Below are 8,757 nucleotides of genomic sequence, written 5' to 3'. Positions count from 1 at the left end.
ATTCAAAATTCGTCTTGAAAAGTTTCCTACGGCGGGAAACCCGCCTACAGAACTTTTCGCAAAATTCACAATTCAAAATTGAAGAACTTCTAGACAGAGGACTGGGTATCTCGATTCTATTAAACGCTAACCCAGTATTCATGTAACTTTTGTATGATTTTTCCTTCCCATGCCCCATGCCCTATTCCCTACTTCTTAAATATTTCCGCGAAAAATTGCCGCATGGCTTGCCAAGAACGCTGATCAGCAATAGGGTTATATTCTGCGCCTTTAATTTCGCCTTTGGCTTCTGGGTTGGTGAAGCTATGCACTGTGCGACCATAAGAAATAAATTGCCAGTCTACATTAGCTTGACGCATTTCGTTTTCAAAGGCTGTTATCTGTTCTTCTGGAACAAAGGGGTCATCAGCACCATGTAATACTAAAACTTTGGCTTTGATATTGTTCGCGTCTGCGGGGTTGGGGGTGTCGAGGTTGCCGTGAAAACTGACTACACCAGCGATATTTGCGCCGCTACGTGCTAGTTCTAAGACTGTACCACCGCCAAAGCAGTAACCAATAGCGGCTATGCGTTTCACATCCGTAAGAGGATTTTTTTGTAAAACTTGTAACCCTGCATTGGCTCTTGCCCTTAATAATTGTCTATCTTGACGGTAAATTTTCGCCTGTGCTGCTGATTCTTCGGCGTTTTTGGGTCTAATGCCTTTACCATAAATATCGGCAGCAAAGGCAACATAACCGAGTTTGGCTAATTGTTCAGCACGTTGTTTAGCATAGGATTGTAATCCGTTCCATTCATGGACTACTAATACACCAGGACGCTTACCTTTGATAGCATCGTCGTATGCCAGATAACCTTCTAAAACTGTATTGCCCTGTTTATATTCAACAGTTCTGGTTTGCAGTGCTGCCAATGCTTGAGTAGAAGCTAACAACAGGGCTACAGGTGTGAGTAACACAGAAATCAGTAATTTCATCTTCAAGTATCCAGTACAAAGCTATCTTTGTCTTGATTATCCCTGGAAAAATGCTCAACCTGTATGTTAACAAGATTTACCATTTTGCCATTTTGGCAGGCCGAAACGGGACAGCGATCGCTACATTAGAAGAATACAGAACATAAAATTCTGATTCACCCATTATCTGCGTCTCACATTAAATCATGAGTGCAAACACTACCATTACTCATAATCCCTTACTGAAAGGTTCTGGTTTACCTCCATTTACGGAAATTCAACCAGAACACGTAGAACCAGCCTTTCAACAGCTATTGGCGGAACTCGAACAACAACTTACCACCTTGGAAGCTAATGTACAGCCTACTTGGAACGGCTTAGTTGACCCTTTAGAAAAGTTGACTGAACGGCTGAATTGGAGTTGGGGCGTAGTGAACCATTTAATGGGTGTGAAAAATAGCCCAGAACTACGTGCTGCCTATGAAGCTGTGCAACCGCATATAGTGCAGTTTATTAACAAGTTAGGACAAAGCCAACCCATCTACAATGCTTTTAAAGCACTCCGCGCCAGCGAAAGTTGGAATACTCTAGACTCAGCCCAGCAGCGCATTGTCGAAGCAGCTATCCGAGATGCGGAACTTTCTGGTGTAGGCTTGCAAGGGGAAGCCAGGGAACGTTACAACGCCATTCAAATGGAGTTAGCGGAACTTTCTACTAAGTTCTCTAACCATGTTTTAGATGCAACCAAAGCCTTTAGCTTAACCCTGACAACTCCCGAAGAAGTTGACGGTTTACCCCAAAGCTTACTTAGTTTAGCCGCACAAGCTGCCCGTGCAGCAGGAGAAGAAAACGCCACCCCAGAAAATGGCCCTTGGCGCATTACTTTAGACTTCCCCAGTTACTACCCGTTCATGCAACATAGCACCCGGCGTGATTTGCGTGAACAACTCTATAAAGCCTATATTAGCCGTGCTGCATCAGGAGAGCTAGATAATAACCCCCTGATTGAACGGATGTTGGAGTTGCGACAGGAACTAGCGAATTTATTAGGCTTCCAGAATTTTGCTGAGTTAAGCTTGGCTAGTAAAATGGCCCCGAATGTGGCAGCAGTCGAAGCACTGTTAGAAGAATTACGCAGTGTGAGTTACGATGCTGCTGTTATCGACTTAGAAGCACTCAAAGCTTTTGCTACCGCCAAAGGTGCAGAAGAAGCTGAAGATTTATCTCACTGGGATATGAGCTTTTGGGCTGAACGTCAACGGGAAGAAAAATTTGCCTTCACCGCCGAAGAACTACGTCCTTACTTCCCCCTACCGCAAGTTTTACAAGGCTTATTTGGATTAGTCAACCGCTTATTTGGTATTACCGTTACCCCGGCTGATGGTCAAGCTCCAGTATGGCATGAGGATGTGCGTTATTTCCAAATAGCTGATGACACAGGTAGCCCTATCGCCTACTTTTATCTAGACCCCTACAGTCGCCCCGCCGAAAAACGTGGTGGTGCTTGGATGGATGTCTGCATTAATCGTGGTAAAATCACTGACAATGGTGTAACTACTATCCGCTTACCTGTGGCGTATTTAGTCTGTAACCAAACGCCGCCAGTTGATGGTAAACCGAGTTTAATGACTTTCGATGAAGTAGAAACTCTCTTCCATGAGTTTGGTCATGGTTTACATCACATGTTGACTCAGGTTGACTATACTGGGGCAGCCGGCATTAATAATGTTGAGTGGGATGCAGTCGAGTTACCAAGCCAGTTTATGGAAAATTGGTGTTATGAGCGCACCACTTTGTTTAGCATGGCTAAACATTACGAAACTGGTGAACCCCTACCAGAACATTATTATCAAAAACTTTTGGCGGCACGTAATTACATGAGTGGTAGCGCGATTTTGCGGCAAATTCACTTTAGTAGTGTAGACTTAGAATTACACTCTCGCTATCGTCCCGGTAGCGACGAAACCGCCGCCAATGTGCGTCATCGTGTTGCCCAGACTACAACTGTGTTACCCCCACTACCAGAAGATGCCTTTTTGTGTGCCTTTGGACATATCTTTGCTGGTGGTTATGCCGCAGGGTACTATAGTTATAAATGGGCGGAAGTTTTAAGTGCTGATGCTTTTGCGGCTTTTGAAGAAGCGGGGCTAGAGGATGAAGCCGCTATTCAAGCTACAGGCAGACGTTACAGAGACACTGTATTAGCTCTTGGTGGTAGTAAACACCCTATGCAGGTGTTTGAATCATTCCGTGGTCGTCAACCTAGTACAAGTTCTTTGCTCAGACATAACGGTTTGTTGTCCAATGTAGCTTAGGAACTGCCAAGTTACAAGATATCAAATATGTAGGGTGCGTCAGTCAGATAAAACTTGGAATTCCCCAGAAATTATTCTTACTAACGCACCCTACTAATCAGGAGTGATAACTTTTTATTAGTTCAAATGAATCAGAAAAATTATATCAATAATAATATTTTTAACTTTGCCATTCTTAACTTTTTTATAATTAAAAATATTTAACATAGATTAAAAATAATAACTAACATCACCAATCGTGAACTGTATCGGGCAGTATTGAGAGTAAGCTAAATTATTGAAACCTAGTTGAGAAGTTGAGTAAATCAGGCAAACTAAACTTTAATCATCATTAGTCTTTTAAATTTTTTTACTCGTTTGAGTGTTAATAGCTAATGACTAAAACTTGGTTTATGCTAACTTAATTACTAGGTTATTAAGCAAAGTGGTAAAAACATTAAAAACCAAGCAACCTTAACAACAAGAACTAAGGGAAGTCACGATGATAGAAAAAATTTTACTAGCGGTTTCTGGATTGGGTCACGCTGAGGAAATGCTAAAAAGCTTAAAAGAAGTGCCATCTATCCAATCTGCAAAAGTTACAGTTCTGCATGTTGTTCCTGCCCAAACTACTGCTAGTGCAATGACAGATAAATGGGAAGAAGGCGGCAAAATTCTGGCGAGTGCTATTCAAACTTTGAATTTAGATCCCTCTCAGGTTTCTTCAATTTTACGCCAAGGTGATCCTAAAGATGTTGTCTGTCAAGTAGCAGATGAAATCGATGCTGACTTAATTATTATGGGTTCACGGGGACTCAAGCGTTTGCAATCAATTTTATCAAACTCTGTGAGTCAGTATGTGTTTCAGTTGTCGTCTCGCCCCATGTTACTGGTGAAAGATGACGTTTATGTGAAAAGAATTAAGCGCGTCATGGTGGCGATGGATAACTCTGATTCTGCTAAACATTGCTTAGATTTGGCTTTGTTCTTACTGCGGGATATTCAAGGTAGTGAATTAATTCTGGCTAACATCACTACTGATTTACGTGGTAAAACTTCAGAAGCGACTGAAGTTAGCCCAGACCAGAATCCAATTTTAGCAGCCGCCGCCGCACAAGCACAAAAATATGGGGTACAAACTCGCTGTTATACCAGTAACGGTAAACCAGGTGAAGAAATTTGTCGCTTGGCAGAAGACTTGAATATAGATTTATTATTACTTGGTTCTCCCGATCGCAGGCCATCGGTGGCTAAGAGTTTTGTGGATATTGACAGACTCATTGGTGCTTCTTTGTCAGACTATGTACGTGTCAATGCGACTTGTCCCGTATTATTAGCCCGCACAAGTGGTTAACTTGTTTCTCTGCACATTAGTAAGGTGCGTCAGATGTTGAAAATCGGTGATTTTTTCCCCAATTATCGCTTGTGACGCACTACACCAGACTTTGCTGATCACACTGGCGTAAATCCTATCTCAGTTTTGCGGTTGATGAATAAAAACCCCTATACCAAAAGGTACAGGGGTTTTTTTATCTTATACAAAAAACGATCAAGTATCTTTTTTACCTTCGCGGCTAGCAGTTTGGATGTAAAGGATGATTAAAAATACGGAGGGTACTAACACGAACAGAATGCTCGCTACGAACCCTAGGTCATTAACTTGCATGGCAACGCAGCCTCTCTGTAATTTCCAGTCAACAATTTTAGAATAGCATCAACAATGTCAGTGTTAGCTCTTTTTTTTCCTGATTCAACTGCAAAGGCTGATGCCGGGAAAAATCAAGCAAATTAAGGTTTGGTGACGACACTAACAGGGCCATTCACTAAGGTTTGACAGGCTAGACGGTAATTAGCTGGCTTTTTCTTCAGCATCCGGTTTTCCACATCTGTAGGAGTGGAAAGATTTTCTATTCCTTCTACTATCTCTACTACACAAGTACCACACTGACCGCCGCCGCCGCAATTTGTGAGTTTGCCAAAAAATTTATAGATGTCAATGCCATTTTCCATTGCTTTTAGCCGCAAATTCGCACCATCGGCTGCTATTACTTCTTTATTTTCTTTGACAAATTTGATATTACCCATAACTCAATCATTCCTCTCTCACTGCAAGCTGACCAGGCAATACACCTATGTTACTGAGTTTATCTTAATCTATTACAAAAATTTAAGAATTATCAAATTTCAAGACGCAAGCAGTTGCACAAGCATCCTCATTAAAGTCATTTTTAGGTTGTGTCAGCAAATTTTTTCGATCTGACGCACCATAGTAAGGTGTTATGACAAAAAGTTAAGAATTATTAAATTTATAGCCAAGTAAAAAAATAGGACAGGTATTTTACCTGTCCTATGAATTGATAATGTGTTAACTTACCTAAATCCAACAGCAGCTTGCCATACGAAAGCAAGCAATAAAAAGAAAACGGGAATCACTGGCAGAACATCAACCAGTGGGTCTAAGATTTGGTAAGCTTCTGGCAATTTTGCTAATAATAGTGCTGCTTCCATGTTTGTTTAAATCCACCTAATCCAACACAGATTTCATAATTGAGATGTATCTTAACATGGTTTAGTCATTAGTTATTAGTCATTAGTCATTAGTTATTAGTCATTAGCTTTTCTCCCTCTGCTCCTCTGCTTTCTCCTATTCTTCGGTTTCTGGGGAATTGAGCCAATGACCAAATTCTGCCAGGAAGCGATCGCTTAATATGGCTTGGCGAATTTTTTGGGTAAAACGGATGAGTTCGGTGATGTTATGAATGCTCAATAAGGTGTAGGCTAAAATTTCCTGCGATCGCACTAAATGGGAAATATAAGCACGACTGAAATTTTGACAAGCATAACAAGGACAAGTTTCATCCATTGGTGCAAAATCTTCACGAAATTTTGCATTTTTTAAATTCCAACGTTCGCCGTTAACTATCGCCGTACCGTGTCTTGCCCAACGGGTAGGAATCACACAATCAAATAAGTCTATCCCGGAAGCGATCGCAATTACCATTTCTCGATAAGTCCCCACCCCCATCAAATAACGGGGTTTGTGGGCTGGTAACAATGGCGCAGTAGCTTGGACAATTTGCGCCATCAGTTCCGGTGGTTCTCCCACACTCACACCACCGATAGCATAGCCAGGTAAATCAAACTCAGTTAAAGTATTCGCAGCTTCAGCACGTAAATCCAGATATACCCCACCTTGGACAATCCCAAACAAAGCTTGATCTTGGCGTTGATGCGCCTCGATGCAACGTTCTAACCAACGGTAAGTCCTTTGTGTCGCCGCTTCAACTTCTTGGCGAGTCGCTGGATAGGGTGGACATTCATCAAAAGCCATGATTACATCTGCCCCTAGAATATTCTGAATTTCTATGGAGCGTTCTGGCGTTAACTTAATAATTTGCCCATCGTGGGGTGAACGAAAGGTTACGCCTTCTTCTGTAATCTTTCGCATTTCGCTTAAGCTGAACACCTGAAACCCACCTGAGTCGGTGAGTATCGGCCCTTTCCAGCCCATAAACTTATGCAAACCACCCCCACCAGCTACTATTGCTTCCCCTGGCTGGAGGTGGAGATGATAAGTATTCGATAAAATCATCTGCGCCCCAGTATCTTGCAGTTGGGCTGGGGTGACAGTTTTAACATTAGCGAGCGTCCCCACAGGCATAAATCGGGGAGTTTCGACTAACCCGTGGGGGGTGTAAAATACGCCGGCTCTGGCTTTGGTTTGGCTACAGCTAGCTAGGGATTGAAAAGAAAATGTGGAACTCAAGGTATAAATACTGTTGTGTGCTGTATAGAAAAAACAATAATTGGTAATTGACAAACAGTCCTTTTTAATGTATTACCGTCTATCTATTACCAATTGCCAAATTTTGAGTATATGCTATCCAAGCGATGTTAAAACATATCCGAACAGTCGTCATCAATTTCTGCATCCCATCTAGCCGCCAGCACTTCGTCCATCATGGCTTCGATTGCGCTGACATTCCATTGTCTTTGTTGACGTTCCTGTAAAGGAGTGGATAGGGGTATCAGGCGCAAACACATACTTTCTTGCATCAAGTCGAAGTAGGTTTGTTTTTCTGGTGACTGTTTGAGTTCCAGATAGTCAAAACTATCAACGTTGAGATACAGAGAATTGTTAGCTACTAAAGTAGACCGATGCGGATTTGCAAATACTTCCATCACATCCCCTTCACCCTCACTCAGTAGCTTGTCTTCTTGGGTGTAGATGTAGTGGACTCGACCTACATCGGCTAACAGTCGCTTCATGTCGAGTTTATTTACAATTATCCCCGTGTTAACAATGCACGGAGCAGGTATCTTGGTGTCGGGTAGATGATGACTCATAGAAAAATTGAGAAGGAGCAATTGCGAGTCCAACACAGCTAGACAATTGTTTACACAGCTTGTTGATCCTCTACATACAAAAAATATCAACTTTTGCGAGCGATCGTCTAATTACTTGGAGTCAATTGTTAATTTTTGAGTGCAGAACAAGACTATACTGTGTTGTAATTTTAGCTTGTTGAATTTAATAACATTACGTTATAATTGTCACGCAACAAACCAGATTACAGACACCAGCATAACAAAGTTTGGGTTAATTAACAGTAATCTTCGCTAAATATTTAAAATTGACTTGCGCCCAAGAGGTTGGGGAATGATGCTGAAGCAGCAAAATTTAGGATTACAATTATTAGCTGGCGTAATTTTTTATACTACTATTCCTCTACCTTATATAGATGGTTTAGATTTTCGCCGGGTGGCGCGTTTAGCCCCTGTGGTGGGGTTGGTCATTGGTGGTATGGTAGGGTTATTAGATACGGGACTGATGTATTTGGGTATGCCAGTCTTGACTCGTAGTGCTGTGGTGGTGGGTGTGTGGATTGCCATCACTGGGGGATTACACTTAGATGGGGCGATGGATACAGCTGATGGTTTGGCTGTTGGTAATCCTGAACGACGTTTAGAGGTGATGGCAGATAGTGCTACGGGTGCGTTTGGGGCAATGGCAGCGATCGCAGTATTATTATTCAAAACCTCTGCCTTGACAGATATCACAGATTACCGTTGGCTGGTGTTAATGGCTGCTTGTGGCTGGGGACGTTGGGGACAACAATTAGCAATTTGGCGTTATCCTTATTTAAAGCCTACGGGTAAAGGTGCATTACATAAACAGGCGATCGCTTCCTATTTAGATTTACTCCCAGGATTGTTGTTGATGTTGGCAGTGAGTGGTTTATTATGGTGGCTGAATGGTCACAACTGGATGATGCCAGTAGTCATGATGATTGGGGGATGTGCGATCGCTAGTTTAACAGGTACATGGTTTAACCACAAACTCGGCGGACACACAGGCGACACCTACGGCGCAGTTGTCGAGTGGACTGAAGCCTTATTTTTGTGTGTGCTGACAATATTTTAGCGTAGGGTGGGCAATGCTAAAAATTCACTCAATCCTAATGCTCACATTTTCGGCATTGCCCACCATAGGATGATTGAGAATG

Annotated in this window: 9 protein-coding genes; 3 read left to right on the top strand and 6 right to left on the bottom strand. The window is 42.2% G+C overall.

Annotated features, from left to right (window positions below; all coding sequences use genetic code 11):
* Window positions 1–188 precede the first annotated feature (188 nt).
* On the bottom strand, window positions 189–977 hold the full coding sequence (locus tag A3775_RS10430; protein ID WP_066424869.1) for a dienelactone hydrolase family protein: 789 nt from the start codon (window positions 975–977) through the stop codon (window positions 189–191).
* A 185-nt stretch (window positions 978–1,162) separates the two neighbouring features.
* Between A3775_RS10430 and A3775_RS10425 the strand changes: the two genes are divergently transcribed.
* Together A3775_RS10425 and A3775_RS10420 are read left to right on the top strand one after the other, a co-directional pair.
* A complete protein-coding gene (locus tag A3775_RS10425) occupies window positions 1,163–3,271 on the top strand; it encodes a M3 family metallopeptidase (RefSeq protein WP_066378884.1) in 2,109 nt (702 codons plus the stop codon).
* 481 nt (window positions 3,272–3,752) lie between these two features.
* Entirely contained in the window at window positions 3,753–4,604 is an 852-nt protein-coding gene (locus A3775_RS10420; protein ID WP_066378886.1) for a universal stress protein, read from the top strand.
* Between the two features lie 195 nt (window positions 4,605–4,799).
* Here A3775_RS10420 and psbM read toward each other — a convergent pair whose 3' ends face one another.
* From psbM to A3775_RS10400, 5 genes are all read right to left on the bottom strand, one after another.
* Window positions 4,800–4,916, bottom strand: a complete 117-nt coding sequence (gene psbM / locus A3775_RS23515; protein ID WP_082803712.1) for a photosystem II reaction center protein PsbM — start codon at window positions 4,914–4,916, stop codon at window positions 4,800–4,802.
* A 122-nt stretch (window positions 4,917–5,038) separates the two neighbouring features.
* Window positions 5,039–5,335: a 2Fe-2S iron-sulfur cluster-binding protein gene (locus tag A3775_RS10415; protein WP_066378888.1), complete on the bottom strand. Its 297-nt coding sequence runs from the start codon at window positions 5,333–5,335 to the stop codon at window positions 5,039–5,041.
* 285 nt (window positions 5,336–5,620) lie between these two features.
* On the bottom strand, window positions 5,621–5,758 hold the full coding sequence (locus tag A3775_RS10410) for a photosystem II reaction center protein K (RefSeq protein WP_066378894.1): 138 nt from the start codon (window positions 5,756–5,758) through the stop codon (window positions 5,621–5,623).
* 136 nt (window positions 5,759–5,894) lie between these two features.
* Window positions 5,895–7,016, bottom strand: a complete 1,122-nt coding sequence (gene tgt / locus A3775_RS10405; RefSeq protein WP_066424891.1) for a tRNA guanosine(34) transglycosylase Tgt — start codon at window positions 7,014–7,016, stop codon at window positions 5,895–5,897.
* Window positions 7,017–7,144: 128 nt separating this feature from the next.
* Window positions 7,145–7,597 carry a hypothetical protein gene (locus tag A3775_RS10400; protein ID WP_066378899.1) on the bottom strand — a complete coding sequence of 151 codons (453 nt, stop codon included), beginning with the start codon at window positions 7,595–7,597 and terminating at the stop codon, window positions 7,145–7,147.
* A 316-nt stretch (window positions 7,598–7,913) separates the two neighbouring features.
* Between A3775_RS10400 and cobS the strand changes: the two genes are divergently transcribed.
* Window positions 7,914–8,675 carry an adenosylcobinamide-GDP ribazoletransferase gene (gene cobS / locus A3775_RS10395; RefSeq protein WP_066424868.1) on the top strand — a complete coding sequence of 254 codons (762 nt, stop codon included), beginning with the start codon at window positions 7,914–7,916 and terminating at the stop codon, window positions 8,673–8,675.
* The last annotated feature ends 82 nt before the right edge of the window (window positions 8,676–8,757 follow it).

Source organism: Anabaena sp. 4-3 (assembly GCF_001597745.1).
Classification (GTDB): Bacteria; Cyanobacteriota; Cyanobacteriia; order Cyanobacteriales; family Nostocaceae; genus Trichormus.
Note: the sequence above shows the minus strand (reverse complement) of the source record. Positions and strands in the feature narration are given on the sequence as shown.

Excerpts from the sequence above, each read along its gene's own strand:
- cobS (WP_066424868.1), top strand. The coding sequence starts at position 7,914 with ATGCTGAAGCAGCAAAATTTAGGATTACAATTATTAGCTGGCGTAATT.
- A3775_RS10415 (WP_066378888.1), bottom strand. The coding sequence starts at position 5,335 with ATGGGTAATATCAAATTTGTCAAAGAAAATAAAGAAGTAATAGCAGCC.
- A3775_RS10410 (WP_066378894.1), bottom strand. The coding sequence starts at position 5,758 with ATGGAAGCAGCACTATTATTAGCAAAATTGCCAGAAGCTTACCAAATC.
- A3775_RS10400 (WP_066378899.1), bottom strand. The coding sequence starts at position 7,597 with ATGAGTCATCATCTACCCGACACCAAGATACCTGCTCCGTGCATTGTT.
- A3775_RS10430 (WP_066424869.1), bottom strand. The coding sequence starts at position 977 with ATGAAATTACTGATTTCTGTGTTACTCACACCTGTAGCCCTGTTGTTA.
- A3775_RS10420 (WP_066378886.1), top strand. The coding sequence starts at position 3,753 with ATGATAGAAAAAATTTTACTAGCGGTTTCTGGATTGGGTCACGCTGAG.
- A3775_RS10425 (WP_066378884.1), top strand. The coding sequence starts at position 1,163 with ATGAGTGCAAACACTACCATTACTCATAATCCCTTACTGAAAGGTTCT.
- psbM (WP_082803712.1), bottom strand. The coding sequence starts at position 4,916 with ATGCAAGTTAATGACCTAGGGTTCGTAGCGAGCATTCTGTTCGTGTTA.